The 24,439-nt window shown below is 62.2% G+C and carries 29 protein-coding genes; 13 read left to right on the top strand and 16 right to left on the bottom strand.

Features of this window, described 5'->3' with window-relative positions; translation table 11 throughout:
• Positions 1-42: 42 nt before the first annotated feature.
• Positions 43-636, bottom strand: coding sequence for a L,D-transpeptidase (locus TabM4_RS21420; RefSeq protein WP_434622317.1), 594 nt, complete (start codon positions 634-636; stop codon positions 43-45).
• Positions 637-989: 353 nt separating this feature from the next.
• On the opposite strand from TabM4_RS21420, the gene lnt reads away from it, so the two are divergent.
• The 8 genes from lnt (at position 990) to TabM4_RS21380 (ending at position 7,238) form a co-directional block, all read left to right on the top strand.
• Positions 990-2,477 carry an apolipoprotein N-acyltransferase gene (gene lnt / locus TabM4_RS21415; RefSeq protein WP_229825823.1) on the top strand — a complete coding sequence of 496 codons (1,488 nt, stop codon included), beginning with the start codon at positions 990-992 and terminating at the stop codon, positions 2,475-2,477.
• Positions 2,474-2,647 carry a hypothetical protein gene (locus TabM4_RS21410; RefSeq protein WP_100196071.1) on the top strand — a complete coding sequence of 58 codons (174 nt, stop codon included), beginning with the start codon at positions 2,474-2,476 and terminating at the stop codon, positions 2,645-2,647. Before lnt ends, TabM4_RS21410 begins: the two co-directional genes overlap by 4 nt.
• A gap of 104 nt (positions 2,648-2,751) precedes the next feature.
• Positions 2,752-3,345, top strand: coding sequence for an SCO family protein (locus TabM4_RS21405; protein WP_434622314.1), 594 nt, complete (start codon positions 2,752-2,754; stop codon positions 3,343-3,345).
• 3 nt (positions 3,346-3,348) lie between these two features.
• On the top strand, positions 3,349-3,822 hold the full coding sequence (locus TabM4_RS21400) for a copper chaperone PCu(A)C (protein WP_089258459.1): 474 nt from the start codon (positions 3,349-3,351) through the stop codon (positions 3,820-3,822).
• Between the two features lie 38 nt (positions 3,823-3,860).
• Entirely contained in the window at positions 3,861-4,403 is a 543-nt protein-coding gene (locus tag TabM4_RS21395) for an SCO family protein (protein WP_189382369.1), read from the top strand.
• Positions 4,404-4,419: 16 nt separating this feature from the next.
• Positions 4,420-5,583 (top strand): M23 family metallopeptidase, encoded by a 1,164-nt coding sequence (locus tag TabM4_RS21390; protein ID WP_157791948.1) that lies wholly within the window; start codon positions 4,420-4,422, stop codon positions 5,581-5,583.
• Positions 5,580-6,050: a DUF411 domain-containing protein gene (locus TabM4_RS21385; protein WP_100196069.1), complete on the top strand. Its 471-nt coding sequence runs from the start codon at positions 5,580-5,582 to the stop codon at positions 6,048-6,050. The genes TabM4_RS21390 and TabM4_RS21385 overlap by 4 nt, the downstream gene beginning before the upstream one ends.
• A gap of 555 nt (positions 6,051-6,605) precedes the next feature.
• Positions 6,606-7,238, top strand: a complete 633-nt coding sequence (locus TabM4_RS21380; RefSeq protein ID WP_084450963.1) for a transglutaminase-like cysteine peptidase — start codon at positions 6,606-6,608, stop codon at positions 7,236-7,238.
• Positions 7,239-7,781: 543 nt separating this feature from the next.
• On the opposite strand, the gene TabM4_RS21375 is transcribed toward TabM4_RS21380, so the two are convergent.
• The 3 genes from TabM4_RS21375 to TabM4_RS21365 all read right to left on the bottom strand — a co-directional run bounded on the left by TabM4_RS21375 (position 7,782) and on the right by TabM4_RS21365 (position 10,237).
• Positions 7,782-8,303 (bottom strand): TlpA family protein disulfide reductase, encoded by a 522-nt coding sequence (locus tag TabM4_RS21375; RefSeq protein WP_434622310.1) that lies wholly within the window; start codon positions 8,301-8,303, stop codon positions 7,782-7,784.
• A 59-nt stretch (positions 8,304-8,362) separates the two neighbouring features.
• Positions 8,363-9,838: a multicopper oxidase family protein gene (locus tag TabM4_RS21370; protein WP_434622308.1), complete on the bottom strand. Its 1,476-nt coding sequence runs from the start codon at positions 9,836-9,838 to the stop codon at positions 8,363-8,365.
• A 66-nt stretch (positions 9,839-9,904) separates the two neighbouring features.
• On the bottom strand, positions 9,905-10,237 hold the full coding sequence (locus TabM4_RS21365) for a hypothetical protein (RefSeq protein WP_189382362.1): 333 nt from the start codon (positions 10,235-10,237) through the stop codon (positions 9,905-9,907).
• Positions 10,238-10,445: 208 nt separating this feature from the next.
• Between TabM4_RS21365 and TabM4_RS21360 the strand changes: the two genes are divergently transcribed.
• Together TabM4_RS21360 and TabM4_RS21355 are read left to right on the top strand one after the other, a co-directional pair.
• On the top strand, positions 10,446-11,057 hold the full coding sequence (locus TabM4_RS21360; RefSeq protein WP_100196065.1) for a hypothetical protein: 612 nt from the start codon (positions 10,446-10,448) through the stop codon (positions 11,055-11,057).
• Between the two features lie 98 nt (positions 11,058-11,155).
• The gene (locus tag TabM4_RS21355) at positions 11,156-11,623 is read left to right on the top strand and encodes a DUF411 domain-containing protein (protein WP_149143152.1); all 468 of its coding nucleotides are present in this window, start codon (positions 11,156-11,158) and stop codon (positions 11,621-11,623) included.
• Positions 11,624-11,685: 62 nt separating this feature from the next.
• On the opposite strand, the gene TabM4_RS21350 is transcribed toward TabM4_RS21355, so the two are convergent.
• From TabM4_RS21350 to TabM4_RS21300, 11 genes are all read right to left on the bottom strand, one after another.
• Positions 11,686-12,342 carry a hypothetical protein gene (locus tag TabM4_RS21350; RefSeq protein ID WP_434622305.1) on the bottom strand — a complete coding sequence of 219 codons (657 nt, stop codon included), beginning with the start codon at positions 12,340-12,342 and terminating at the stop codon, positions 11,686-11,688.
• The gene (locus TabM4_RS21345; protein WP_434622303.1) at positions 12,339-13,064 is read right to left on the bottom strand and encodes a DsbA family protein; all 726 of its coding nucleotides are present in this window, start codon (positions 13,062-13,064) and stop codon (positions 12,339-12,341) included. The genes TabM4_RS21350 and TabM4_RS21345 overlap by 4 nt, the downstream gene beginning before the upstream one ends.
• A 110-nt stretch (positions 13,065-13,174) precedes the next feature.
• Positions 13,175-13,600, bottom strand: a complete 426-nt coding sequence (locus tag TabM4_RS21340) for a c-type cytochrome (protein ID WP_434622301.1) — start codon at positions 13,598-13,600, stop codon at positions 13,175-13,177.
• Between the two features lie 47 nt (positions 13,601-13,647).
• Positions 13,648-15,600, bottom strand: coding sequence for a penicillin-binding protein 2 (mrdA, locus tag TabM4_RS21335; RefSeq protein ID WP_434622299.1), 1,953 nt, complete (start codon positions 15,598-15,600; stop codon positions 13,648-13,650).
• Positions 15,587-16,276 carry a ferric reductase-like transmembrane domain-containing protein gene (locus tag TabM4_RS21330; RefSeq protein WP_434622297.1) on the bottom strand — a complete coding sequence of 230 codons (690 nt, stop codon included), beginning with the start codon at positions 16,274-16,276 and terminating at the stop codon, positions 15,587-15,589. The genes mrdA and TabM4_RS21330 overlap by 14 nt, the downstream gene beginning before the upstream one ends.
• A 50-nt stretch (positions 16,277-16,326) precedes the next feature.
• Positions 16,327-16,818 carry a hypothetical protein gene (locus TabM4_RS21325; RefSeq protein WP_434622295.1) on the bottom strand — a complete coding sequence of 164 codons (492 nt, stop codon included), beginning with the start codon at positions 16,816-16,818 and terminating at the stop codon, positions 16,327-16,329.
• A complete protein-coding gene (locus tag TabM4_RS21320; RefSeq protein WP_370208263.1) occupies positions 16,808-17,224 on the bottom strand; it encodes a FixH family protein in 417 nt (138 codons plus the stop codon). Before TabM4_RS21320 ends, TabM4_RS21325 begins: the two co-directional genes overlap by 11 nt.
• Before the next feature lies 1 nt (position 17,225).
• Complete coding sequence (locus TabM4_RS21315) at positions 17,226-18,209, bottom strand: cytochrome C (protein WP_434622292.1); 984 nt, start codon at positions 18,207-18,209, stop codon at positions 17,226-17,228.
• 2 nt (positions 18,210-18,211) lie between these two features.
• Entirely contained in the window at positions 18,212-18,856 is a 645-nt protein-coding gene (locus TabM4_RS21310; RefSeq protein WP_434622290.1) for a c-type cytochrome, read from the bottom strand.
• A gap of 166 nt (positions 18,857-19,022) precedes the next feature.
• Complete coding sequence (locus tag TabM4_RS21305) at positions 19,023-19,397, bottom strand: hypothetical protein (protein ID WP_434622288.1); 375 nt, start codon at positions 19,395-19,397, stop codon at positions 19,023-19,025.
• A gap of 4 nt (positions 19,398-19,401) precedes the next feature.
• Complete coding sequence (locus TabM4_RS21300; RefSeq protein WP_434622286.1) at positions 19,402-19,962, bottom strand: L,D-transpeptidase; 561 nt, start codon at positions 19,960-19,962, stop codon at positions 19,402-19,404.
• Between the two features lie 521 nt (positions 19,963-20,483).
• On the opposite strand from TabM4_RS21300, the gene TabM4_RS21295 reads away from it, so the two are divergent.
• The 3 genes from TabM4_RS21295 to TabM4_RS21285 all read left to right on the top strand — a co-directional run bounded on the left by TabM4_RS21295 (position 20,484) and on the right by TabM4_RS21285 (position 22,400).
• Positions 20,484-21,047: a L,D-transpeptidase gene (locus TabM4_RS21295; protein WP_434622284.1), complete on the top strand. Its 564-nt coding sequence runs from the start codon at positions 20,484-20,486 to the stop codon at positions 21,045-21,047.
• Positions 21,048-21,283: 236 nt separating this feature from the next.
• The gene (locus tag TabM4_RS21290; RefSeq protein ID WP_434622282.1) at positions 21,284-21,811 is read left to right on the top strand and encodes a DsbA family protein; all 528 of its coding nucleotides are present in this window, start codon (positions 21,284-21,286) and stop codon (positions 21,809-21,811) included.
• Positions 21,812-21,815: 4 nt separating this feature from the next.
• A complete protein-coding gene (locus TabM4_RS21285; RefSeq protein WP_434622280.1) occupies positions 21,816-22,400 on the top strand; it encodes a cobalamin biosynthesis protein CobQ in 585 nt (194 codons plus the stop codon).
• 8 nt (positions 22,401-22,408) lie between these two features.
• Here the strand turns inward: TabM4_RS21285 and TabM4_RS21280 are convergent, their stop codons facing one another.
• Complete coding sequence (locus TabM4_RS21280; RefSeq protein WP_035026285.1) at positions 22,409-24,355, bottom strand: copper-translocating P-type ATPase; 1,947 nt, start codon at positions 24,353-24,355, stop codon at positions 22,409-22,411.
• Positions 24,356-24,439 lie beyond the last annotated feature (84 nt).

Raw genomic sequence — 24,439 nt, 5'->3', positions numbered from 1 at the left:
ACGGAAACCCGCTTGGGTCAAAGAGTGTGGCGGTACAAGAAATCAGATCAGCAGCACCTGAGTGCCAACTTGTGCGATGTCGTAGAGTTCTATGACATGCTCATTGTACAGACCGATGCATCCATTCGATGATCTGCGTCCGATCTTTCGGGTGTCGTGAGTACCGTGGATCAAGTAGGCTGGCCATGACAGATACAATCCCCGAACACCCAGTGGGTTGTCAGGTGCACCGCCCTCCACCATCTTCGGCCAATCTGGGTTTCGCTCAAGCATGGAAGCCGTCGGGCGCCACGGCGGGTTCACGGCCTTGCGGACAACCTCGGTTCGCCCGAGCCGGGTCAGTTCCTCGGACAGAGGGACGGACGATGGATAGAGAAGGTAGATCGATTGATCTTCTGACCAATAGTGCAGTGCACGTGACTTGGTGTCCGCAAGAATCGCGCCACCACGGGTGTTTTCAAAGTAATCCTGCCACTGAGGCATCCGGAAGCTGGACACGTTGTTCCGCACGCTGCTGGAGACGGGAGCTTGAAACTCCGTGCTGCCTTCCTGCGCCCAGGCTGGCAGGGATGCAAAACTGGCCACCCCGATTGCGCCCCCCAGCAAAGCCCGCCGCTTTATCAAATTGCTGGTCATGAAACACTCCTCCAAGCGCTTTTTGAGCGTGGCATAGCGTTCGCTCGTGGACGTAGCAAATCAAACAGCTGTTAGCCGTCAGCACTCGGGGCGATGAGCGCGGCCATCCTTTCTCACCGCAACCGTATGCCAGGAAATCTGCCGGCTTGAAGGCGAAACGTCGAAAATCGACCGCTGCGCCACCAATCTGACAATGCCGTGATCGTCGAACATATGCGTTGCACCTCAAGCTACTAGAGCAGCTATCCATCCCTCCGATTTTAGGGGTTGTGGCAAGAATGTACGTTCCAAGCGCACACCAGTTCTCGAGCCGAAAGCCTGTCCAAAGCTGGGCCAGTTTGGGGGCCGCCATCGTGGCAGGTGTCCTTTTCGTCTTGGCTCTGCAGCCATACTCGATCTTGCCACTTGCGCTGATCGCCTTTGCTCTGCTGGCAGTGTTGGTGCGTCGCGCATCCGGTTTCATCGCGTTCAGACTGGGATACTTCTTCGGCCTCGGTCAATTCGTGCCCGGGCTTTTCTGGATCACCGAAAGTTTTCAGGTTGAGGCGGACCGGTTCGGTTGGCTGGCTCTGCCGGCGGTTCTTGGTCTTTCGGCGCTTCTGTCGGTCTTTCCTGCCCTGGCCTGCGCTCTGGCGGCACGGATGGAACGCGCCGGGTTGCCGTTGGCACTCTCGATGGCGACAAGCTGGACCGCCACGGAGTGGCTGCGAGGCCATGTTCTCACCGGGTTTCCCTGGAACCTGGCTGCCTACACACTCTCTGACTGGCCGGTCGCTGCGCAGGCTTCCTCTGTCTTCGGAAGCTACGGCCTGGGATTTCTTCTGGTGCTCTGCGCCGCGCTGGCCGGACTGGCTTTTGTCTCGGCCGCCGACGGGAAACGCATCAGCCGCCTCGCCACTGCGGGCGCGATCGCCTTGTCGGTGACCGCATTTGGTGCAATGCGCTTGCTGTTCGCCGATGTGCCGTCAGAGCGCGGCGCGCAAATCCGTGTCGTCCAGCCGAACATCGCACAGAGTGCCAAATGGGATGATGCCACCCGAAACTCAAACATCCTGAAACTCATCGCGCTTTCGGCCCAGCCCGGCGACTTCGACATTCTGCTCTGGCCGGAAACCGCTTGGCCAGGGTTCCTGGCAGAGGATGCCGGTGCCCGGGCAATGTTGGGCTGGCTCTTGCCCGAGACCGGCGTCTTGCTGACAGGCAGCCCGGAACGGGAGGAAACCGGGGCCGGGACAGTCTACCGGAATGCCGTGCTTGCTATCTCTCGTGACGGCACCATCCTGACCCGCTATGCCAAACATCATCTCGTCCCGTTCGGTGAATACGTTCCGTGGCGGAGCCTTTTGCCCCTTCAGCGTCTGGTTCAATCGCTCGGAGACTTCACGCCGGGGCCAGGGCCCCGGACACTGGCGTTCGGCCCACACCCCTATGCAGGGATCGCAATCTGCTATGAGATCATTTTTCCCGGACACGTGGTCGATGATGCGATCAGACCGGACTGGATCTTCAACGCGACAAACGACGCTTGGTTCGGTGCCTCGATCGGGCCATGGCAGCATTTGGCATCGGCCCGGATGCGGGCCATTGAAGAGGGCCTGCCTCTCGTCCGGGCCGCCAACACGGGAATTTCGGCAGTGGTTGATTCCTACGGGGCAACATTGGCCATGCTCGAAATCGACACGTCAGGCGTGATCGACATCCGCTTGCCCCGCCCATTGCCCGCAACCATCTACGCCCGCTTCGGAGACTGGGCGCTTCTCTTTCTCATGCTCACTTCGTGGGCGATCAGTGGCTATTGGGCCCGGCAGCAACAGGCAAACCTGAAAGGTGCATCGAAATGATCGGGCCGCTCTTCGCAATCATCGGGTTCCTTTGGGGTTACCTCGTTGCACGGCGGCGGGGCGGAAAGACCGTCGACCGCCTGCAGTACGGCGCAGGCTTCGCCATCGCCTTCGGGCTGCTCGGCACTCTCCTTGGAATCGCTCTCGCAAGGTATCTTGGGGCAGCCTGATCGGCGAAACATCGCCGATCCTGAAATCCTCACTTTTTCGTCGGTTGAACCTCTAGTTGCTCGAGGTTCTAGACGACAGGCTGATCTCGCCTTCCGGACTGTTCATGCGTCTTCGTTCTCTTCAGATTATCCTTTGGATCGCCGCCACTGCGGCGGTCATCACGTTTTTGGCGGTGCGGTGGTGGCCTGCAACGGACGACACCGCAACAGCTGATTCAGCCTTTATGCCTACCTTCGCGCTTGCAGACAGCGAAGGCCGTATGCGCACGACTGCCGAATTTCGCGGAAAGTTCCTGTTGGTGTTCTTCGGCTTTACAAGCTGCCCGGATGTCTGTCCGACGACGCTCTCCGAAGTCGCTCAGGTCATGGATGATCTTGGATCTGCCGCGGGATCGGTGCAGCCGATTTTCATTTCAATCGATCCAGAACCGGACAGGCGTCTAGGGCTGGATGACTACACAAAGGCCTTTCATCCAGCGATCCTTGCTTTGGCAGGAAGCGAAGAGGATACAAAGTCTGCGGCCGCAAGCTTCAAGATCTTCTACGAGCAGGAGGCCGACACTTCGTCGCCGGACGGATACACGATGGCGCACAGCCCTAGCCTTTATCTCATCGGCCCAGACGGGGAGTGGCTGCGTCAATTCACCTACGGTACATCTGCTGCCGAAATCGTTTCCGACCTTCTAACAAGGCTCTGACCCATGAAACACTTCCTTCTCGCCACAACACTGATCTTCTCCGCACCTGCAGCAATGGCCTGTGAGACCGTGACAATCGGCGATCTTACCGTTGAACACGCTTGGTCCAAGGCGACAATCGGCGCGGGACGGCCCGGAGTGTTCTATGTCGAGATCAAGAACTCCGGGACGACCGACGATGCGCTCGTTGGCATCACGACGCCAGCAGCCGGAATGCCGATGTTGCACGAGACTGTCGTACAGGATGGCATCGCATCGATGCCGCATGCGATGTCAGTCCCGGTCCCTGCCGGTCAGAGTGTCCAGCTCGCGCCGGGTGGCTACCACGGCATGCTGATGGAGCTGACGACGGCCCTCAAGGAGGGCGACAGCTTTCCGGTTACCCTTTCCTTCGAAAAGTCTGGCGAGGTTACCGTGAATGTCGACGTCCTCTCGTTGCGCGCGGAGGGTCCGGATTGCGCCGACGCAGGGCAATAATCCTGGGTGCGGGAGGGGCAGTCGGAGCCGTCGCCTTCATGCTGGGCGTCGGGGCCTATCGCACGCGCAATCGGCCAGCCCGCAGCGAGGTCCTGCCCGTGCCGATCGGTCAGATGACCTGGACATTGACCGACCACCAGGGTCGCTTGGTCCGACCTTCTGACTGGGCCGGTCGCCCTGTCATGGTATTTTTCGGCTTCACCTGGTGCCCGGACGTCTGCCCGACCACATTGAGCGACATATCGCTCTGGCTCGAGGAGCTGGGTGCCGACGCGGATCGTTTGATCGTGGCGTTGATTTCGGTCGATCCGGAGCGCGACACGCCCGATGCCCTAGCCGGTTACGTCAGCAACTTCGATCCACGCATCATTGGGCTGACGGGCCCTGCTGACGAGGTCGCTCAGGCGGCCGCGGATTTTCGCGCAACCTATCGCCGCGTCGATAAGGAGGGCGGCGACTACACGATGGACCACACCGCCGGTGTATTTCTTTTCCACCCCGATGGGCGCTTTGCCAGCATCATAGACTTCCATGAAGACCGGCGTTTCGCCGTCCCCAAACTCCGCCGAACCCTCAGTTGAAAGGTCATTCTGCCAGATGATCCGCTCCGCATTTCTGATCCTTGCTATCGCGGCTTTCGCCCCGCTCCAGGCAGTGGCCGATCCTCCGACGGCGCATTTGCCCGTGGCATTCGAAGCCACAATCGCCCCCGGTGACACCCTGGACAGCGTCCTTGGTCACGCAGGAATCCCCGGGACGGTCCGGGCAGAAGCAGCCCTTGCGCTCTCAGGTGTCTACGACCTGACGGACCTGCGACCTGGCCACCGGATCGAATGGACTACGGCGTCCTGGGATCCGGCATCGCTGACACGCCTATCGCTCTTCGTGGAAGATGGTGTGGAGATCGCTCTCTCGTTCGACGGGCCGATCGCGGCACAGCGTCTTGACCCGCCGGTTCGTGAGACAGACCGGCGAGAGACCTTGACCCTCAACGGAACTCTCTATGACGCCCTGATGGCACGAAATGCACCCGAACGATTTGCGGTTGATTTGACCGCACTGCTTGCGGGTCAGGTCGATTTCAGGCGCGATCTCAAAGGCGGAGAAACCTTCGCGCTGGTCTGGCAGGAAGATCAGCTTCCCGATGGCAGCATCGCGGGAGAGCCTCGCCTGAGTTACGCCAGACTTGAACTTGCGGATCGCGTGCTCGAACTCGTTGCGACCGAAGCCGCGGGTCCAGTCATAGTCTTCGAAGACGGTGAAGCCGTGCAGCGTTCAGCGGCGCCCATACTTGGCGCACGACTGTCATCCGTTTTCGGCCGCCGAAACCATCCGGTGTTGGGCGGCGTGCGCATGCATACCGGGATCGATTATGCGGCACCTGTGGGGACCGACGTCTCGGCAACTGGTGCCGGGCGGGTGATCTTTGCGGGAACGATCCGCGGCTACGGCACCACGATCGACATCGATCACGGCGGCGGGGTTGTGACGCGATATGCGCATCTCTCTGAAATTGCCGAAGACGTTCGCGTGGGCACACGGGTCAAGGCTGGAGACGAGATTGGTGCCGTCGGCGCGACCGGGCTCGTGAGCGGCCCCAACCTTCACTACGAAGTTCGTGTCGACGGCCGACCGGTTGACCCGAAAGATCAGGATGCCCTGCCGGAACAAGAGATTGCTTCGGCAGAAGATCTCGATACCCTCGCCACCTGGCGCAGCGAAACCGGCTTCATGACGGCGATCGATGGAGAACGTGGATGACGGACTATCGCATCGGCCGCCGCGAGGTCATTCTGGCAGCGACCGCCTTGGCCATAGCCCCTGCTGCAAGGGCACAGGAAGAACCGCCGATCCATGTCGTAAAGGGGCGTGGCTGCGAATGTTGCGATGCATGGGTGGACTATCTGCGCGAACAGGGGTTCACGGTTACGGATGAGGTGTCGATGGGAACCTTGTTAATCCGCTTCAAGATGGATCAGGGCATACCAGCAAAGGCGTTTTCCTGTCACACGGGCACTGTTGACGGCTATGCGCTAGAAGGCCATGTCCCGGCTGCGGATATCCGCAGGCTTCTTGACGAGCGTCCTGACGCAGTTGGCCTCGCCGTGCCCGGCATGCCTTACGGCTCGCCGGGCATGGGATCAGAAGACGGGCGGGACGCCTATGACGTTCTGCTGGTTCGCCGGGATGGAAGCCTGGAAGTTTTTTCAAGCTATCCGGCCGCCTGACATGAACTGTAATTATATCGGATCAGCCAGACTGCCTGTGCGTCTTTTGGTGCTCACGCAGAAAATGGTGTCCGGTCATGTTATTTTGACTAACCGAGGTTTCAGCACAACGTCGGATTATCGACGTCAATTTTTGCCGTAGGCGCTGTACAGCAGCCGAATACGGCGGGACAGTTCTGACGACCTGAATAATGAGGTGTCGGCAGACTATCCCGCTTAGTACCCGTCAAGAATCAGCTCGCGGCTGGTTTGGCGACTTTGAGGAGAGTGGCCGCAACCGCTCGACCTGAGTTGAAGACAACCAGAACAAGCCGCTCGTGACCCATCCCAACTTTGGGAGCATGAACCAATTGTCAATCGCGCGATCAAGCGCATTTATAGTATCTGACCGAAGCTATTTGAACTCGGCCTAAATTATAGACGAACTAGCGGTGTCAACCAGCACTAAGAGAGCAATAGTGAGCTTACTATAAAAAGCCCAAAAGTAGCCGCAGAGTTGCCAATGCGCACCCGTTAACTGACATCGCTCGATTATGAAACGCGCGGGGGGCACCTATGCGACTTCTCAGAAAAGTGAGTGAACTATCACACAATGTGCGATCAAGACTGGCTCTCCTCGCCACAACGCTTGCATTTCTTTCGGCTCAACCCTCCTTCGCGATCGATAACCGACAGACTGACACTGAAATGCTACCTATAGGGGCAGTCACCTCAGCTCCAGATGGGGCGTCAAATGTGTGCAATGTTTACGTTTGGGCTTGCGCGCAATCTGGTCGCACATTGAAGATTGGCGAGTTGCAACTTAGAGAGCTGCGGAAAGTTAATACTCGAATCAATCAGTCGGTTCGTTCGGTGAGTGACTTACAACAGTACGGTATCGCTGAACGCTGGACGCTGCCGACCAAAGGAAAGGGTGATTGCGAAGACTATGCCCTTTACAAGAAGTACGAATTGACGCGCGCTGGATTTCCGGCCGAGCAGCTACTGATCGCAACTCTTCTTGATTTGAACAGAGCGTCTCATGCTGTTCTCGTCGTGCGCACTGGCGCCAATGATCTCGTTTTGGACAACCTAACCAACAAGATCGTACCATGGCACAAGACAGGATACACCTTTTTGAGAATGCAGGACCCTCGGAAGCCCAAACGATGGGTTTCAGTTATGGCAGGGGGGATTTTCCTTAGGTGAGAGTGTATTGACGGACGTTCTGTGACATACTTTTCAACTTGGTTGTGTTGAATCTCACAAAGGTTTTCTTGGACGCTTCAATTCCAGAATCTGATTGCGCACCAAGAGTAAGTCAGAGCGCGAAGTTTCCGCTCTCGAAACTGCCGGGCCTGGAAGAATAGCCCACGACCAGTCGGCGCAAGATCGATGCCCGTCGCGGACTCTCCGCGACGGGATTCTCATCTTTTTCGTTATTGCTTAGCTTCATCATTGACTGATCAGCCCTGTGACCTCGTCTCACGTATAGAGGAGAGAATGCTGCACTAAGGTAGAATGTTGCAACTGAGCGACGCTTGACCGTTGATCCTTTCGAGTTGCCAGCGTCGCGTTCAAACGCTACCCGAGACCCATTGGGTCAGAAGAAAACTGCGATGCCGATGACATGGTACTGATCCGGCGCGATGGCGAGCTTGAGGTCTATACCAGCTATCCGGCGGCCTGAGATCACATCCGTCTAGGGTCCGATCTTTGGCTGATGGTCTTCGACCAACACCGACTTATCCCTCAGAAGGAACCAACGATCTGGGCAACGGCGTCCTCGCTGTCCCACGCAAACGGGCCTTGAAGACGTCCGATCTCCCGGCTCTGCCGGTCGATCAGAAGAGTTGTCGGCAGGCCGATGAAGGCAAGGGCAAGCTGAACCCGCAGCGGCTCGGCCCAATAGAGCGGCAGATCGACGAGGCCGATCTCGTCGTAGAAGCGCCGCCCCCTTCCGATCCCCGCGTCGTCGATGCAGAGCGGAAGCACCGCGAAATCCGCGCCGCCCAGCCGGGACTGGAGCCGGTCAAGTGTCGGCATTTCTTCCCGGCAAGGTGGGCACCAGGTCGCCCAGATGTTCAAGAGGATCACCCGGCCGCCGAAGTCGTCGAGTTTCCGTGTGGTGCCTGCTTCGTCGAGAATCGGCGGGGACAGCAGCGGTTGCGGGTCCTCGCGCAGCCGGAAGGGCGGGCGCGCCTCGGCGGACCCTGCAAGGAAGGGCGCGGCGAGGGCACCAAGGACGGCACGGCGTCCGATGAGTGTTGGCATGGGTCCGCTCTCCGGGGAAGAGCCCGGACCCGCATACAGGCTGCGGGTCCGGGCCTGCGTCAGGCCGACACCGCGAACTCGGTCATCATGCCGGTCGAAAGGTGCGGCATGTGGTGGCAATGCAGCATCCACCGCGCCGCCTCGCCCGCGTCCACCGCGACCGTCACCATGCCCATCGGCGGCACATGCACGGTGTCGCGAACTGCGCCTGCGATCCGGTCCATGCCGACACCCACTACCTGGAAGGCGTGGCCGTGCAGGTGCATCGGATGCGCCATCATCGACATGTTGTGGAACATGATCTCGACTCGGTCGCCGGATTTCGCAGTCACCGGCACATGGGACCCCCAAGTCTGGCCGTTGATCGTCCAGACATAGGGCATCATGGTGCCGCCCAGCATCAGCATCGGCTGCGAGGCTGGCGCGCGTTCAGGCAGCGGGGTGACGGCGCGCAGAGCACCCTCCTGCGCCAGATCACCGCTGAAGGCCGGATGGTCGGCCTCCGACATCTCGGCGATCCTGGTCACCGCCGCGCCCGGCGTGGCAAGGATGACACCCGTCCTTTCCCTGGCACCTTCGCGCAGGGCAAGGATCGGGAAGGCCCCGCCCTCGCCCGGCACATCCAGTTCGATATCCAGCCGCTGGCCCATTGCGACGCCAAAGCGGCTGCCGGGCAAAGGCCGCACCGGCTCGCCGTCCACCGCGACCAGCCGTCCCGGCAGCGCGCCAGTGTCGATCCAAAACACGGTGGCGGCCGCAGCGTTGATGACGCGGACAAGGATGCGCCCACCTTTGTCGACCTGAACCACTTCGGGGTCGTCCAGCGTGCGATCATTGGCAAGATAGGCGTCGAAGTTGTAGTCGTTCAGGTCCATCGCCATGCCATCCATCCCCGGCATCGCCATCATGTCCCCCTGACCCATGGCACCCATGTCCATTCCGGAATGGTCCATGCCGCCCTGCCCCATCTGGCCATGATCCATCCCGGCCATCGACGCGCCGCCGGTGATCTCGGCCAGCACCTCGGCAGGTGGCTTGAAGGAAAAGTCGTGCAGGAACAGCGTCACTTCCTGCCGGTCGGCAGCAACGTCCTCGGGCCGCCGCACGACCAGGGGTGCTGCAAGCAGCATCATCTCGTGCGCCGGGATGTGGGCGTGCATCCAGTGCGTACCCGGTCGCGCGGCGAAATCGTAGGCGCGGTTTTCGCCGGGTTGGAGGACCGGCATCGGCAGGTCGGGCACGCCGTCCTGCGCATTGGGCGGAATCTGCCCGTGCCAATGAATGATCGTCGGCTCGGCCAAAGTGTTTGCCAGATCGACCGCGAAAGCCTGGCCCGGATCGAGGACAAGGCCGGACCGGCCGGCGCCATCCAGAAGCCCCCACACGGTTGCGGCCTTGCCCCGCACGTCGATGGAGCGGGTGGTGGCGGTCAGCGACATTCGACCGGACTGGGCCCGGACCCGAGCGGGAAGCATCAGCGAGGCGGCCGTGGCCGCAGAAGCGGCCAGAAAGCCGCGGCGAGAAAAGGGCGACATACGAATTCTCCTGTATCGCGTCGTGAATTGGACAAGCGGTCCCCGGCGAATGCCGCAGCCGCAGGCTCAGATCACGGCGATCTTCGGAGGCGGACCTGGGGGCGGAATGGCCAGCGAGGCGGCAAGGATGTCGACACTAGCCTCCACATCGGAGGACCGCGCGACAGTTTCCGCAACCCGGTCCGGCGCAGGAAAGGTCGCCGCTGCGAAAAGGCAGTGCTGTTGGCAGATCAGCTGCTGTGTCAGGTCCTTCGGGCCGTCAGTCGCGGGCATGTGCGCCAGATGGCCGGCCATCGCCATCATCTGTGCATGGTCAGCCTGAGCTTGCTGCCGTTCGCCGAGAGCCAATACGGGAATGATCGCCGCAAAGACGTAGGCGGCGAGGATCAGGACATGCATGCGAAATGTGAGGAACGCCATGCTTGGGACAATTATCAGGATAGCCTGCTTCCGTCACCTGACAGTTTGGTGTCCCTGAGGGGCACTCTGACCTCTAAAGCTGCGGCATCCATGCCGAGTTTCCGAATTCCCTGCCCCACTATCGCAGAGTTTACTGGAATCCGTCGCGATTGCGCCGAACCTGCGCAAAACGCGGGACAGTGAATCGATGTGGAAACTTCTGTTCGCCATGGCGGCAATCCTTGGCCTGGCATCCTGCGGTGCCGAACCGATCTGGGCACCCGAGGAGGCCGTGGCCGCCGCCCGCTACGAGCATCCCGGCCCGACCTCGGTCACGCTCTTCACGGTCCTCTCGACACGCAGCGGAGCGGGAGCGCATGCGGGCCTGCTCATCAACGGATCGCAGCGCGTGCTGTTCGATCCGGCTGGCACCTGGCGGCATCCCCGGCTGCCCGAGCGCAACGACGTGCACTTCGGGGTCACCCCGAAGATGGTGGATTTCTACATCGACTACCATGCCCGCGAGACCTACGACGTGGTTGAACAGACTATCGAGGTATCGCCCGAGGTTGCGGCACTGATCATGCAGCGGGCAATGGCCTATGGCGCGGTGCCGAAAGCAAACTGCACCATCGCGCTGTCGCGGGTGCTGGAAGGGGTGCCCGGATTTGAAAGCCTGCCGATGACCTGGTTTCCGAAACGGATGATGGAGGGGTTTGCCGAGTTGCCGGGCGTCTCCGCACGGACGATCACCGACGACGACGCCGACGAGAACCACGGGGTTCTGCTGGTTCAAGCCGGGGACCCGCGGCTGGAGTAGCATTTCGGTGATCAGTCGCCGGGTTCATCAGACTTTGCTCGCCGATCCCCGCACTTGCAGCTATGTTTCCCGTAAAGTTCCAACGAAAGGCCGACATCATGACACTGTCCCGGCGCAAGGTTCTCGCCGCCGTTCCTTGGCTGGCCGCCATTGCGGCTACCCCAGCACTTGCCGAGGGCGACGAAGCCATCCACGTCGTCAAGGACCCCGGCTGCCCCTGCTGCAACGGGTGGATCGGACATCTGCGCGACAGCGGCTTTCGGGTATCCTTCGAGGAACGCAGCATCGAAGAGCTTGCGGCGTTCAAGCGCGAGCGTGGCATTCCGGAAGACCTCGCGTCCTGCCACACCGCCACCATCGGCGACTATACTGTCGAGGGGCACGTTCCCGCCGCCGACATCCGCCGTCTTTTGGCTGAACGACCCGTCGCCGTCGGTCTCTCCGTGCCTGGCATGCCCTACGGGTCACCCGGCATGGGACCCGAGACCGAGCGCGAAGCCTATGACGTCATCCTTGTCGGGTTGGACGGCAGCAGTAGCGTCTTCACGAGCTACCCTGCAGCCTGATCCCGTTCAGTCGTGCAAGGACTGCCCAGAACCAATGACGCCTTGCGCCATTGGTTCCCGGGTCACCAGGACAGACCGGATTCGGTTGACCTCCAGGCGTTTAGCAGTGCTTCCTTGGGTACCACACCGTCCAATGGTCTGACTGCGGCGTCGAGCCTGCGAGCCGAATGATAGGCCGTCCCCGCCATTACGCCGGGCGCTGCGCCATAGGCGAGCCGGTAACGCGACACAAAACCGTCGGTTCCGTCTGCGCTGTCCCACCCATCCGGCAGTACGAACTGCCGCAAGACCGTGCTTGCCGAGGCATACGCGCGCGCGGCGTCGCTGGCCGCGGGTTCGGCGCCAATGACAATGACGACATCGGTCGGCTCGTCGGGCGTACCGAACAGTCCTTCGACCAGCCCCGCCGCATCTCGTGGCAGCGGCAGCAGTTGCACATCAACCCCACCGAGATGTCCGTCCGATGTTTCGTTGGCGTGCCCGTCCCGTTCGTCGGCCGCTAGGAGGAAACCGCGCACCGCTTCTGCCAGACTTGCGTCAACGTCCTCGCCGACGACCAGAAGGCCGACGGTGAATGAATGCGCCGAAGCAATCCCTGTCAAGGCGATCCACAAAGTGGCTGCCACGAGGGAATGCCTGATCCGGCCCAAGACCGTCTCGGTGATCGTGAAAGGCCGCTGAAGTCGGAAACCGAAAAGACGCGTAAGACGGATACTCATTCGGCGGCCCGCGCGGCGGCTACCACCTCGGCAAGCTGAGCCTTCTCAACAAAGCCCGGAATCAGTTGATCACCCACCACGAATGACGGTGTGCCGTTGAAGCCGAGAGCCTCGGCCAGACGTAGCGACGTGGCGATATGTTCCTCGACTTCGGGCGATTGCATGTCGACCTTGAGCTGCTCGACATCGAGTCCGACCTCGCCCGCGATCCGCAGCACCGACTGCTCGTCCAACTTCGCCCGCGCACCCATCAGTGCATTGTGCAGTTCAGCATACTTGTTCTGCTTCCGTGCAGCCAAAGCGGCCCGCGCCGCGATCGCTGATCCTTCGCTGAGGATTGGCCATTCTCTCAGAACAAGACGGATGTTTCCGTCCTCGGCCAGCAGGGCGTCGATTTCAGGCATCGCGCGTTTGCAATAGGGACAGTTGTAATCGAAGAACTCCACCACCGTCACGTCGCCTTCCGGGTTGCCGAGGACCGGAGCGTTGGGGTCGCGCTCCAGCAGGGCGCGCTCGTCGGCCAGGGTCGCGGCAACGGCGGCAGCTTGGGCCTCTGCCTGGCGCGCCTCCAGCGTCTGGAGAGCCTCGAGCACAAGCTCCGGGTTCTCGCGCAAGGTTTCGGCGACCAGTTCCTTGATCCGATCTTCCGGAATCTCCTGCGCCAGGGTGAGGCCGGGAGCGAAAACGAGCGTGATAGCAAACAGGATTGACGTGACGCGCATGGGAAGAGCCTTGTGTGACGGATGAAGATTCTGAGTTTCAGGCGGTCTGCACCCTCTAGTCCCTGGAGAGGCAAGCGGGAATTGGGAGGTGGGTGGTCTTACTTGCGGCTTCATGGCGAACCTGCTTCCAACTGGCTGCGTTCGGCCTGTGCGGCACGAATGCGGTCGGGCCAGGTCGACCGGATATAAGCGAGGACGGCCTCGATGTCGTCTTGGGTCAGCTCTTCGCCAAACCCGGGCATGCCGGAGGTGAAGTCGACCCCCATATCGTCCAGCACCGCTTGTCCGCCGCGACGGATGTAGTCCCGCAACATCGCATCCCCGTGGTGCCAGGTGTGGCCGGTCTCGTCGTGGGGCGGCGCGGGATAGGTGCCGTCCTCCCTCGCCAACTGCCAGTCCGGCTGCCCTTCCAGATTGGCACCGTGACAGGAGGCGCACTTGGCCGCGTAAATGACTCGCCCGTCTTCGATGTCCGGCGTGTCGTGAAAGAACGCTTGGGCTGGAACCAACGGAAGAACGAGGGTGACTGCGGCCATGACAACCCCAGGAACGCTTCGGCACAATGCTCTTCTGAGACGGTGCATCATGTCCGGCTCACCGTGGCGGTCGTGCCGTCCGGCGGCAGTATGCGTTCGGACAGCAGGGCGAGGTCCTCCCGTATGCGCGCCCTCTGCGATGCCGGATAGGCGTCCTCAGGTGGCAGGCCGCCATGCTGTGCAAACAGCATGATGTCGCGCGCAATTGGCGCCGCTGCCGTTGACCCGCCACCGCCGTGTTCCACAACGACCGTGACAGCAAAGCGCGGCGCATCAAAGGGTGCAAAGGCCACGAACAGCGCGTGATCGCGCCGGTTCCACGGCAGCTCGTCCTGCGAGCGGACGCCTGCCGCCCGCTCGGCAGCGGTGATCGAGAAGACCTGGCTCGTTCCCGTCTTGCCGGCCATCGCCAATGCCGGATCGGCGATCCGCGAGGAATAGGCCGTCCCGCGCTCGTGGTTCGAGACCTCGAACATGCCCTGTCGCACAATGGTCAGTGCATCGGCCGACAGACCGAGCGGGGCCGGAGCAGCCGTATCCTGGTCCTGCCCGGTACGCGGTCGCACCAGTCGGGGCAACACGGCGGTCCCCGAAGCCAGTCGCGCCGTCATGGTGGCAAGCTGGATCGGCGAGGCTAGCGTGAAGCCTTGGCCAATCGAGGCATTGATGGTGTCCCCGATCAGCCAGTCCTGCCCGTACCGTTCCTGCTTCCAAGCACGCGATGGATTGTTGCCGTGCGCCATGCCGGACAGCGGAAGGTCGTACTTCTGGCCAAGTCCCAGCCGGTCGTTCATCGCGAAGATGCCGTCAATGCCGATGCGCTGCGCGACCTCGTAAAAGTATACGTCGCAGGACTCGCGCAGCGCGCCGACCATGTTCACCCGGCCATGACCGCCGCGCTTCCAGCAGTGGAACCTGCGGCCAGAGATCTCGACAAAGCCGTTGCAAGCGACCGTCTCTTCCGGGTCCATCAAGCCGGTTTCCAGCGCGGCCAGCGCATTCGACATCTTGATCGTCGATCCCGGCGGATAGGCCCCCTGCACCGTCTTGTCGGCAAGCGGGCGGAATTCGCTGTCACGGAGCGCGCCGTAGTCGCGGCTGGAAATCCCGCGGACGAAAAGGTTCGGATCGAAGGAGGGCGCAGAGGTGCAGCCAAGCAAATCGCCGTTCGTCACGTCCATCACGATCGCAGCGGCACTTTGCCCTTCCAGCCGGACCCGCATGAAGTTCTGCAGATGGTGGTCGAGGGTGACCTGCATGTCCGGGCCCGGAGTGGCAGGGTCAAGCGCCAGCTCGCGCATCGTGCGGCCGGAGACATTGACCTCAACCCGCTGGGTTCCCGGCAGTCCGCGCAGGGCGCTCTCGTGGTTGCGTTCGACCCCAGTCTTCCCGACTTCAAAATCGGGAAGGCGGAGCAGTGGCTTATCTTCGGCAGCCTCGTTTTCCAGATCGCTGTCGCTAACCGGTCCCACGTAGCCGACCTGATGGGCGAAATCCGGCCCAAACGGATAGACGCGGGACAGGACCATCTCGGGGTGAACACCGGGAAGCACGGGAGAGTTCAAGGCCACGATGGAAAGCTCGTCCCAGGTGACCCGGTCCTTTACCGTAATCGGAACGAATGCCCGCACGCGCGCCGTCTGCTCGCGGACCTTGGTCAGTGTCTCCTCGTCTAAACCAAGCAGTAGACGCAGCTTCTCGAGGACATCTTCGACATCCCGTGCTTCCTCCCGCACGAGAGTGATGCGGTAGGCCTGTTCGTTATCCGCAATGATCTTTCCAGCACTGTCAAAGATGCGACCCCTGTCGGGACGTACCAGCCGCAGGCTGATCCGGTTTTCTTCGGCCAGAAGGTAGTACTGTTCAGCATCGCGGACGCCCAGTTGCCACATCCGGAAGCCCAGAACACCGACCACCGAGGACATCGCCCCACCCAGCAGGAGGGACCGCCGGGTCGTCTTCTTTGCCGCGTGCGCGAGATCGCGTTCAGATCGACGCACGGCTTGCCTCCTCTCCCGGCAGTTCGGACGGGGCCTTGGCGCGGATGATCTTCACGTAGGCCGCCGCGCGCAGACCAAGGACCAGAACCACAAGTCCGACGAACCAGTACTGCAGGGGGTTCGGCTCTGGTGTCGCCCGGTGGAAGCTCAGGAAATGCATGAACAGGAAATAGGCAACATGGACCACGGTCAGCCACCACATCGGCAGAACACCCATCTGCAGGAACTTCCATCCCGAGACGCCAAGACGGCGCATCGCGAAATCGCTGGAGGTTGCCGCCAGCAGTGCCGCGAGGACCAGCGCAGCGATGCCGATGGCATTGGCGAGACCGAAGCCATGCTGGTACATGACATAGGCCAGAAGTTCGGGATGCCATTCGAACCCTAAGAGCCGCATCAGATCCCATTGGACCCAGCCGACGAGGATGATTGATGCATGCACAAGTACTAGAAGGCAGCCGTAAATGCCCATCTCTCGGCGGAAGGGCAGAAGCGGAACCGCCACCCGCAGGAAGCGTGTCAGCGGCCCTAAACCCATCGACAGGGCAATCAAGACGAGCGAGGCATCACCGAACGCGCGGTTCCAGCGGTGCATCGGGCTCCATTCCGCATGAACCGAAGCAAAGCCGATCAAGAGACCCGTCGCGACCATGGCCACAAGCGCGTGTCGGACCATCACCTTCCGCACAAGTCGGCGCATCCCAGAAAGCGAACCTGTTGAAGTATTCACTTTAGCCCTCCCATGGGAGGATTTTCGCTGCTGACGACGACGGCGGCACCTGCCCTGTCATCGCGAAACGCACGCCACGTCCTGAGCGCCGCCATGCTCATGATGATGACCCCGGCCGCGGCGAGCCAGGGCCTTACCGGGTCGAACCAAGCAAGCAGCGCCGGACCACCGAAGATCAGCATCAGGACCTTGTTGCAGGTCGGACAGGCGATGCCGAGGAAACTCGCAAGACCGCCTGCCCCGGACGTCCCCAGTCTGCATCGGGGAACCCAGAGCGCCACTGTCACTCCAGCCAAGAGTGCCGTCAGGACGGTGGCCCCGAACTCCCACGGGCCAACCGGGGTCATGCGGACAAAGACGGGGTTCGCCCAGACCGCGGTCACCGTCCCGAGAACGGCGAACAGCGCGATGCCGACAGCGATGCCGCGAATGCCCCGGTGAAGGGTGTCACCGTACCTTGCTTGTTGTGTCGGTCCGTCACTTTGCATCAAATTCAACCTCTGCACGATCCTCGCCAAAGCCAACACTGACCACCCAACGTCCAGCCATTGGCAACTTGAGATTTGCTCGCCAGACCCCGGCCTCGACTAACTGAAGCGGCGGATCAAAGCCGTCCATATGCATCTCCAACATCGCGAAGTTCACGTCCGGCCTCATGGCAGCAGATTCGATGGCATCGGCATCCGGTGTGAACTGGATCTCGAGGCGGACATCCCGGTTTCCGAGCGCATAGACCTGGACGTCGATCCGACCATCCGGAAGGACTTCCGACACTTCGGCTGTCGGCACGCTCTGATCCGCAACGGTGTCTCGCGGATCGAGTGTGCGCACCGTTGCCCAGATGAACGCGGCAACAAGGGCAAAGACGCACAGAGCAAGCGCCACTGCGAGCACTCTAGTTCTCATTGCCCATCTCCATTTGCGAGTGGTCCATCCCCGCCATCGGGGTCTCCGTGGCAGGAGGCGCGGGTTCCGGGATGTCCCCGCTGCCGTCGGGGTCGAGCAGGTAGGTCGCGATTGCCTCGCGGTCGGCGTCGGTGAGGTACGAGGTGCCCTCAGCCACGACCTCGGCCATGCTGCCGCCGAAAGCATCCCCATTGGGCAGCAGCCCCGACTGGAGCGCATAGGCGAGGTTCGCGACCGTCCAGCCGCCTTCCAGAAGGTCGGCTGTCAGGATCGACGGTGCCTTGCTGCCGCCGGGAAGGCTGTCGTTTCCGGCGAACCGGGCAGAAGCGTTCAGGCCGCCCGCAAGCGTTCGGCCGGTATGACAGGCTGCACAATGCGCCGCCCCTTCGACGAGCAAACGCCCGCGGTTCCAGGGCGATGATGTGCCCATCAGCGCATCCGTCTCCGGCGCGTCGAGGTAGGCAGCGCGCCAGAGCTTCAGCCCCGAGCGAAAGCTGAACGGAAACCCGACATCATGCGTCGGGGCAGCATCCGCAACCGGCGGAACGGTGCGGAATGCTTCCCACAGGTCGGCGATCTCTTGATCGGTGAAGCCTGCGTAGAACGAATAGGTGAAGACCGGATAGTAGGGGTCACCCTCCGGAGAGACTCCCTGGCGAACAGCCTTGGCGAAATCCTGAATGGTCCATGCACCGATCCCGGCGGTGGTGTGCGGGGTGATGTTCGGGGGCACGAAAGTGCCAAAGGGCGTGTCGAGAGGCGCACCTCCGGCGAGCGCCAGTCCCTTGGCAGCCGCGTTGGTGTGACAGGACACACAGCCGCTGGCACGGGCCAGATAGGCGCCGCGTTCTGCATCCCCGGGCGGGAACGCGGCCGGCTCCGGCGCGCCTATGGGCCATAGCGCCAGAACACCGGCCCCGAGGCTCGCCGCCACGGCCGGGAAAATGACGGAAGCGCGGATCAGACCCCGCATGGTCAGTTCCGGCCCGCGCGGTACTGCGAATGGCAGGACGAACAGGTGGCGCTGATCCGGGTGAAGAGGTCGTCAGCGGCCAGCGTCGTCAGATCGAACGCCAGCGTCGCCGGGTCCGATGTGCCACGCGCAACCTGGACCTCTTGGGTCCTTTCGCCGTAGCCCATCAGCTCCGCTACTGTGAAACCCTCCTTGACTTCCGGAGCCGGGGTCATCGTCATTGCCGAATGATCCATCCCGGCCATATCGTCGGCGGGCGGAAGCGCCTTTTCCAGCCCGTTCGGAGCCGCCACGGCGAGAGCGTCGGCGTAGGTCTTCAATTCTCCTGCAAGCGCTGCGAAGTCCTGCCAGTCGGACCAGATCTCCGGCCTGGCATAGGTCACCCCTTCGAGGCTGCCTTCCGGGAACAGCGACAGCATCGTCTCGCCCGCGTGACCAGCGATGACACTCGCACCCTCTGACACGATGAATGTGTCGTAGGGAGCCGTGCCCTGCATCATCGGCGCCAGCTCCGCCACCGTGTCCCGCATCGCCGTCATCCCGTTCATCCGTTCCAGGACGACACCCGTCGCCCCGTTATGTGCCAGCGCCACTGCCGCAACTGCAGAAGCGGCAAGCGCCAAAGCGCCTGTCCATTGTGGTTTCATCTGCCTGACTGCCCTTGGTTTCTTGTTGTTGACCGATCCCGCGACCCGCCCTTCCGGCGGATCGTGCGGCTTGCACAACTGTCTGGTGTCAGGCTGACAGAGATTGAACTGTCGACAGAGCTGCGGAGAGCCTATCGAACCGTCAGACGCACGTCCGGCCTGACTGTCAGATCCGGGTTCGGGGGGGAGGCAGGGTGACGGACGGGCCGCCAAAGCGGCGTTGCAACTGTGTCAGGTCCGGTCGCAGAGTGATCACGATTGACAACGACAGTGCTGTGACCGGCCCATCGGGCAGCACGAAAACAGAACAGGCGAGGCCCGGGTGGCAAGCAGGTGCCGGCGCGGTCTCTTGCCCGGCGTTGCCCGCGACCTCGACCGACGTGCCGGGATGATGATCCTCGACCGGGCCCGCCTCTGCGGTCTGTCCGAGGACCAAGCCAAGCGTCAGCACCACGGACAGAAGCCAAATCGACACGAACCGAAACGTCCCGCGCGAAAACAGGTTCTTGAGTGGGTTCGGTGAGGTCGACGAAGGTTTCATCTTGCTAGATCAGCTTCACTTGCGTCCCGACCGGCGTCCGGTCGAAAACTTCCTCGATATGTTCGTTGTAGAGCCCGATGCAGCCGTTCGACGAGCGGCGACCGATCTTGCGCGTGTCGTGCGTACCATGGATGCGGTAGTATTGCCACGACAGGTAAAGGGCGCGGGTGCCGAGCGGGTTGGTCGGGTCGCCGCCAGGCACGAAGGCCGGCCATTCCGGGTTCCTTTCCCGCATCGACGGTGTCGGGGCCCAACTCGGGTTCACCCGTTTCTCGACGACCTCGGTATAACCACGGCGGGTCAGCTCGTCCGAAAGCGGGACGGAGGTCGGATAGAGATACATCTGGCCATCTGGCGTCCAGTGCTGGAGGACCTTGGCCGTCGTGTCGGAGATGATGATCCCGACGCCCAGAGCATCGAAGTGATCCTGCCACTCGTGGGTGCGAAAAGCCGAGATGTTGTTACGGACCGGGCCAGGCGTGTCTTCCGACGCGCTGGCGGCGCGACCGGTCACGAAAGGCGCGGCAAGTGCTCCGGCAACAAAAAGCCGTCGAGTGAATCGCATGTTCTGCTCCTTTTTGCAGAAGACTTGCTTCCTTCCAACGTGGGAAGGTCAAACGGCCTTGCATCGCGGCCGGGTCACAAACAGGTGAATGCGTTGCGTTTTCGCCAATCCTGCAAGGAATTTGGCACCTCACTCCGATGTGATCAGTCGGCGCTTAGGTGAGAGGGGCTATGCTCCAGCCATGCGGTTGATGATGGCCCTCCTGTGCAGTTTCCTCCTGCTCGCCACCCTTTTTGGACTGGCGCATTCAGAACGATCACCGCACGGAGTACATGCTGACGCACTTCACGCCCAACCTCTGATACCGGACGCTTTCTGCGGTGAGGGGTCAGGACACGGAACATGTCAGCTTATTTTCCCCGGCGAGCCAGTGCTCGTCACTCTGATGTCGGTGGCCGGATCGTCGCATTTCAAGATCACGCCGGTCATGGGCTCCAGCCGCAGTTTGGCTCCCCGCACCCCTCCGCCGCGACGCGTCCCCTGAACGAAACCGGTCCTTCTCGTTCCTCTCAGGAGACAGCATGATTTCCCGACGCTTCCTCATTGGCGGGGCCGCATTTGCGGCGCTGACCTCGCCCACCATCCTGCGGGCCCATACCACAGAGCCGTTCGTGCTGGCCGACGAATTCCAGCCGCGCGAGGTGCGCGTCCGCGAGCAGCACGCGCCCGGACAGATCCTCGTGTTCCCGCGAAGCTTCTTTCTCTATCATGTCTTCGATACCGAACGTGCGATCCGTTACGGAGTCGGTGTCGGCAAGGCCGGGCTTGCCTTCAGGGGGTCCGCGATCATCGAGCGCAAGGCCGAATGGCCGTCCTGGCGACCGACGAACGACATGATCCGCCGCAATCCTGACCGCTATGCCCAGTTCGCCGACGGCGTCCCCGGCGGGCCTAACAACCCCCTTGGCGCACGGGCGCTCTACCTCTACCGGGAAGGGCGCGACACGTACTACCGTATCCATGGCACGACCGAGCCGTGGTCAATTGGTCAGTCCGTCTCGAACGGTTGTATCCGGATGCTGAACGAGCACGTGATCCAGCTATACGAACAGGTGCCCCTCGGCACACCCGTAACCGTGGTGTGACCGTGAGACGCCGCGACCTTCTCGTCTTCGGCGGGATCGTTGCCCTGATCTATGGTTTGCGTGCGCTTCCCTGGGACCGGCTCCCGGGACGCGGGCCGCGCTATGTCGACATTGCGGATCTGCCGCCGTTTCGTCGACTTGAAGGGGGTGGCCAAACGTCCGGAGCAACGCCGGCATTCGTAGGCCTCGATCCGCCGTCAGAAGATGCAGACCAGCGCCGCGCGCGTGCTGACGTTGTGCGTGTCGACCCCTGCCCTGCCCTCTTTGGCACCGACGGGACACCGGGAGTCGTGCCGATTGCCTATTTCAGCGAGTTCCGCTGCCCCTACTGCCGGGCGCTGGAGCAGGACCTCGACACATTGCTGGCCGAATTTCCAGCCTCCTTCCGCCTTGTCCAACATGAACTCCCCATCTTCGGACCTCCCTCCGAGCTTGCCGCGCGCGCTTCGGTCGCGGCTGCACGGCAAGGCAAGCAGCAGGAGCTTCGCCGACGCTTCATGCGAACACCGCTCGTGGCCGAGGAGGCCTCAGTCCTGCGCGTGGCGGCCGACGTCGGTCTCGACGCCGACCGGCTGGCCCGCGACATGGCCTCGCCTGACGTGCAGGCAGACCTCGACCGGACGCGGGCACTTGCCGACATATTCGGGTTTGTCGGCACACCGGGCTTGGTGGTGGGACGGACCGTCCTGAACGGCGCGATCCCCTATGCGCTGCTGCGCCGGATTGCAGAGGACGAAGCATCCATGCCGGATCCGGTCTGCTGAGGCAATGAACACGCCGTCGCACATGCTGATCGGGGCTGCTGTCTTCGCGCGGCCTCTGGTTCCGTCAATACTGGTCGCAGCGCTCGCAGGAGGATTGGCCCCGGACCTGCCGATGTTTGCGATGGTGCTCTGGGCGACCCGGGTTGTTGGCGTGCCAGAACATGAGGTCTTCAGCACGCTTTTCTTCTCGGAGACCTGGCAGTCGGTCTTTGCGATTGACCACAGCTTCTTTATCTGGGGAGGGCTGCTCGGGTTGGCTGTCTGGCGCAGACAGATCATCCTGCGCGCCTTTGCGGGTGCCGGTCTCCTGCATGCCCTTGCGGATTTCCTGACCCATCACGATGACGCCCGCCGCCAATTCTGGCCCGTCTCGGACTGGGTGTTCCGCAGTCCGGTCAGTTATTGGGACGCGCGGTTCTATGGCAATTTTTTCGGGTTGTTCGAGGTCGCCTTGGTCGTGACACTGGCCGCCTTCCTGTGTTGGCGGCTGGCGCGATGGCGGGAGCGTCTGCTGGTCCTTGTCGTCGCCGCGCCGGTCCTGTTTCCAGTTCTGATGACCGGCAGCCTGCACGGGCTGCATGGCATGTGACCGGAGCGTCAGCCCCGATAGCGCCGCAAAAGCTGGGCGTTGATGGCGACGATTATGGTGGACGCCGACATGAACACGGCCCCGACGGCCGGCGTCATCAGGAATCCTGTGCCGAATGTGATCCCCGCGGCCATCGGAATTGCAAACGCATTGTATCCTGTGGCCCAGATCAGGTTCTGCACCATCTTGTTGTAGGTGGCCCGCGACAGGCCGAGAATGGCCTCGACATCACGCGGGTCGGAGCGGACGAGTACGACATCGGCTGATTCTACCGCCACATCCGTGCCCGCGCCGATGGCGATGCCAAGATCGGCCTCGACCAACGCCGGGGCGTCGTTGACACCGTCACCGACCATAGCAACCTTCAGTCCCCGGGCACGCAATTCCTTGACCCGGGCCGCCTTCTGATCGGGCAGGACCTGAGCGAAGTATTCGTCCAGCCCCAGCTCGGTTGCGACCGACCGGGCTACGCCTTCCGCATCACCCGTCATCATGATCGACTGCACACCCCTGGCTTTGAGGCGCGCCACAACATCGCGAGATTCCGACCGCACGATGTCGGCCAACGCGAAGAGTGCTTGCGGCTTGCCGCCCCTCACAAGGACAACAACTGTCTTGCCCGCCTCCTCCAGTGCCGCAAGGCGCGGATCTGTCACAGGGGTGTTCTGCCGACGCAGGTGGCCGGGGCTGACGATGGCCACGTCCTCTCCGTCCACCCGAGCGGTGACGCCGGCGCCAGTAATGCTGTGCAGCCCCTCCGGGGCGGGAAAGTCGATCCCCCTGGCCTTGGCATCGGCCACGATGCCTTGCGCGATCGGGTGCTGCGACTGGCTTTCGACCGAAGCTGCCATGCGCAGCGCCACTGCTGCATCGCCACCGTCGAGCATGACGATATCGCTGACCCCGAACCGCCCCTCGGTCAGTGTACCTGTCTTGTCGAACACCACAGCGTTCAGGTCGCGCGCCCGCTCAAAGGCTGCGCGGTCGCGGATCAGGAGGCCGTTTTTGGCCGCCAGCGACGTCGAGACTGCCACCACCAGCGGCACGGCAAGGCCAAGCGCGTGGGGGCAGGCAATGACCATCACCGTCACCATCCGCTCCAGTGCGAAGGTGACGCTTTCGCCCGCCCAGATCCACCAGACGAACGAACCCAGGCCGACGGTGATGGCGACCCAGGTCAGAACTGTGGCCGCGCGGGTGGCAAGGTCCTGGGTGCGCGACCGGCTGTTCTGCGCGGCCTTTACCATGGCGATGACCTGCGAAAGGTAGGTCGCCTCCCCAGTTGCCTTGACCTCGATGGTGACCGCGCCCTCGCCGTTGACCGCCCCGCCGATAACGGTCTCGCCGGCCGTGCGCGTCACGGGCTTCGACTCGCCCGTCAGCATCGCCTCATTGAACGACGAGACGCCGTCGGTGATCACGCCGTCCACTGGCACCTTCGCGCCCGGGCGGATCACCACCCGGTCGCCGGCGATCAGCGCCGCCACCGCCACCTCCTCGGTGCCGCCATCGGCCGTCACCCGCAGCGCAGTGTCGGGCAAGAGGCGCACCAGTTCCTCCAGCGCCCGCGATGCACCGAGAACCGACCGCATTTCCAGCCAGTGACCCAGCAGCATGATGGTCACCAGCGTGGCCAGTTCCCAATAGAACGGCTCACCACCAGGCAGGCCCAGCGTGACGGCGGCGGAATAGAAATACGCGGTCGAGATCGCCAGTGCGACCAGCGTCATCATCCCAGGACGGCCCGTCCGGATCTCCGGAAGCGCGCCAGTCAGGAAAGGCCAACCGCCCCAGAAGTAGATGATGGAGGACAGGGCAAGTGCGACCCACTCCTCGGCGGTAAACAGCGGCGTCATCCCCTGCCCCGCAAAGTCGCGCACCATGGGCGAAAGGATCAGAACAGGGATCGTGAGTACCAGCGAGACCCAGAACCTGCGCTGATAGTCGGCGACCATGTCGCCATGCCCGGCATGGTGTCCTGCATGTGCAGTTGCAGGTCTCTCATCAGTGGCTGCCGAAGCGCCCGACTGAACGTCGGC

This window comes from Tabrizicola sp. M-4, from assembly GCF_051132405.1.
In the GTDB taxonomy this organism is placed as follows: domain Bacteria; phylum Pseudomonadota; class Alphaproteobacteria; order Rhodobacterales; family Rhodobacteraceae; genus Paragemmobacter.
The sequence above is the reverse complement of the archived record's forward strand: the minus strand, read 5'-3'. Positions and strand labels throughout refer to the sequence as shown.

What these genes read in the sequence shown, in the direction of transcription:
- TabM4_RS21420 (WP_434622317.1), bottom strand. Translation starts at nt 636, where the DNA reads ATGACCAGCAATTTGATAAAGCGGCGGGCTTTGCTGGGGGGCGCAATC.
- TabM4_RS21410 (WP_100196071.1), top strand. Translation starts at nt 2,474, where the DNA reads ATGATCGGGCCGCTCTTCGCAATCATCGGGTTCCTTTGGGGTTACCTC.
- TabM4_RS21405 (WP_434622314.1), top strand. Translation starts at nt 2,752, where the DNA reads ATGCGTCTTCGTTCTCTTCAGATTATCCTTTGGATCGCCGCCACTGCG.
- TabM4_RS21400 (WP_089258459.1), top strand. Translation starts at nt 3,349, where the DNA reads ATGAAACACTTCCTTCTCGCCACAACACTGATCTTCTCCGCACCTGCA.
- TabM4_RS21395 (WP_189382369.1), top strand. Translation starts at nt 3,861, where the DNA reads ATGCTGGGCGTCGGGGCCTATCGCACGCGCAATCGGCCAGCCCGCAGC.
- TabM4_RS21390 (WP_157791948.1), top strand. Translation starts at nt 4,420, where the DNA reads ATGATCCGCTCCGCATTTCTGATCCTTGCTATCGCGGCTTTCGCCCCG.
- TabM4_RS21385 (WP_100196069.1), top strand. Translation starts at nt 5,580, where the DNA reads ATGACGGACTATCGCATCGGCCGCCGCGAGGTCATTCTGGCAGCGACC.
- TabM4_RS21380 (WP_084450963.1), top strand. Translation starts at nt 6,606, where the DNA reads ATGCGACTTCTCAGAAAAGTGAGTGAACTATCACACAATGTGCGATCA.
- TabM4_RS21375 (WP_434622310.1), bottom strand. Translation starts at nt 8,303, where the DNA reads ATGCCAACACTCATCGGACGCCGTGCCGTCCTTGGTGCCCTCGCCGCG.
- TabM4_RS21370 (WP_434622308.1), bottom strand. Translation starts at nt 9,838, where the DNA reads ATGTCGCCCTTTTCTCGCCGCGGCTTTCTGGCCGCTTCTGCGGCCACG.
- TabM4_RS21365 (WP_189382362.1), bottom strand. Translation starts at nt 10,237, where the DNA reads ATGCATGTCCTGATCCTCGCCGCCTACGTCTTTGCGGCGATCATTCCC.
- TabM4_RS21360 (WP_100196065.1), top strand. Translation starts at nt 10,446, where the DNA reads ATGTGGAAACTTCTGTTCGCCATGGCGGCAATCCTTGGCCTGGCATCC.
- TabM4_RS21355 (WP_149143152.1), top strand. Translation starts at nt 11,156, where the DNA reads ATGACACTGTCCCGGCGCAAGGTTCTCGCCGCCGTTCCTTGGCTGGCC.
- TabM4_RS21350 (WP_434622305.1), bottom strand. Translation starts at nt 12,342, where the DNA reads ATGAGTATCCGTCTTACGCGTCTTTTCGGTTTCCGACTTCAGCGGCCT.
- TabM4_RS21345 (WP_434622303.1), bottom strand. Translation starts at nt 13,064, where the DNA reads ATGCGCGTCACGTCAATCCTGTTTGCTATCACGCTCGTTTTCGCTCCC.
- TabM4_RS21340 (WP_434622301.1), bottom strand. Translation starts at nt 13,600, where the DNA reads ATGGCCGCAGTCACCCTCGTTCTTCCGTTGGTTCCAGCCCAAGCGTTC.
- TabM4_RS21330 (WP_434622297.1), bottom strand. Translation starts at nt 16,276, where the DNA reads ATGGTCCGACACGCGCTTGTGGCCATGGTCGCGACGGGTCTCTTGATC.
- TabM4_RS21325 (WP_434622295.1), bottom strand. Translation starts at nt 16,818, where the DNA reads ATGCAAAGTGACGGACCGACACAACAAGCAAGGTACGGTGACACCCTT.
- TabM4_RS21315 (WP_434622292.1), bottom strand. Translation starts at nt 18,209, where the DNA reads ATGCGGGGTCTGATCCGCGCTTCCGTCATTTTCCCGGCCGTGGCGGCG.
- TabM4_RS21310 (WP_434622290.1), bottom strand. Translation starts at nt 18,856, where the DNA reads ATGAAACCACAATGGACAGGCGCTTTGGCGCTTGCCGCTTCTGCAGTT.
- TabM4_RS21305 (WP_434622288.1), bottom strand. Translation starts at nt 19,397, where the DNA reads ATGAAACCTTCGTCGACCTCACCGAACCCACTCAAGAACCTGTTTTCG.
- TabM4_RS21300 (WP_434622286.1), bottom strand. Translation starts at nt 19,962, where the DNA reads ATGCGATTCACTCGACGGCTTTTTGTTGCCGGAGCACTTGCCGCGCCT.
- TabM4_RS21295 (WP_434622284.1), top strand. Translation starts at nt 20,484, where the DNA reads ATGATTTCCCGACGCTTCCTCATTGGCGGGGCCGCATTTGCGGCGCTG.
- TabM4_RS21285 (WP_434622280.1), top strand. Translation starts at nt 21,816, where the DNA reads ATGAACACGCCGTCGCACATGCTGATCGGGGCTGCTGTCTTCGCGCGG.
- TabM4_RS21280 (WP_035026285.1), bottom strand. Translation starts at nt 24,355, where the DNA reads ATGGTCGCCGACTATCAGCGCAGGTTCTGGGTCTCGCTGGTACTCACG.